A 1,212-nucleotide genomic window follows, 5' to 3' on the forward strand; every position below is an offset into this window, starting at 1 on the left:
TCAGCAACTCGGCGTCGCCGAGGTCCAGGCCCGCGGTGTAGCGGTGCAGAGTGTCGGCGATGGCGGCCCGGTCGGCCAGGTCGGCGAGGATCGAGGAAGTGGTGATCGTGTCGGTCATGACGACCATTCCACCGACCGGGCGCCGACGCGCCGCCGACAAAACGTTGACGACGCCGGACCTCCGCGGCCGCTCCGTACCGGCAGCTCCGGATGTGCCTGCCGACAGGGCGCCAGGACCCCCCGCCGCTGCGGGAGGCGCCACGCGGACGGGGCGCGCGGCGCCTCCCGCAGTGTCCGACGGCGGTGATCGCGCGAAGTTCAGGAGACGGCCGTCACCGCCACGTGCCGGAGTCGCGCCGATTCATCCGGGAAGCGGTGGCACCGGAGCGCCGGACGCGGATCACGGCGGTCACTCGTGGCTCAACGGGGCCCGGACCGCACGCACGTGCGCGGCGTACATGCGTACGCCGACGATGCGCCAGATCAGCCGGGCCGGCGGCGGCATCTCCCGCATGAACCACCGGCGCTCCGCGGGAGAGGCTCCTTCGAGGACGACCCCGGCGAGCAGCATCAGCGAGGTGAAGTCCTTCGGTCCGTTCCGCATCGCCGCGACCTGCGGTGCTTTCCATTCGGCCACCGTCAGGTGTTCGTGGATCAGCGGCAGCACCCTCTCCTCCTCCAGGTCGAGGTGCTGAACCAAGGCCTCGGACAGGGCGGTGAACCGGGCGCTGAGGGCGTCACGCACTGCCGGCTGCGCTTCGGACGACCAGGTCCGCAGGTCCGGCTCGATCCGGCCGATCGCGGCGGCGATGGCCTCGTGCTGCCGCTCCACCGTGTCGATGAGCGCGTCGTCCAGGGAGTCCCGCTGGTGCAGCAACGGCCAGATGTAGGTGTCCTCGCTGTCGTGGTGCTCGTGCAGCATGCCCAGCATCAGGCCGGCATGCCGGGCGACGGTCGCAGCGGTCGCCAGGTCACCGGCCGGCACTGCCGCGACCACCCGGCCCAGCAGCTCGAACTCGCGACGCAACGCCTTGTGGATCACCTTCATCTCATCGGTCTGCGGCTTGTCGGCCGGGGCGTTCGGATCCAGCAGGACTGCCATGACATTCTCCGGTTTCGTTCGTTCGGGCCATCACCGCTGAGGAAGACCACGGTGATCGTCGTGCACCTCCCCGCATCCGGCTGAGCACCGGCGGCGGGAGGCGGGGTCAC

1 protein-coding gene is annotated in these 1,212 nt (G+C 70.7%); it reads right to left on the reverse strand.

The genetic code is table 11. From position 1 onward, the window contains the following. Positions 1–409: 409 nt before the first annotated feature. The gene (locus tag Acy02nite_RS46140; RefSeq protein WP_203756777.1) at positions 410–1,102 is read right to left on the reverse strand and encodes a hemerythrin domain-containing protein; all 693 of its coding nucleotides are present in this window, start codon (positions 1,100–1,102) and stop codon (positions 410–412) included. Positions 1,103–1,212: the final 110 nt, after the last annotated feature.

Origin of the sequence: Actinoplanes cyaneus (genome assembly GCF_016862095.1) — a bacterium.
Classification (GTDB): domain Bacteria; phylum Actinomycetota; class Actinomycetes; order Mycobacteriales; family Micromonosporaceae; genus Actinoplanes; species Actinoplanes cyaneus.

Coding starts and splice junctions, on each gene's coding strand:
- Acy02nite_RS46140 (WP_203756777.1), bottom strand. CDS start 1,102: ATGGCAGTCCTGCTGGATCCGAACGCCCCGGCCGACAAGCCGCAGACC.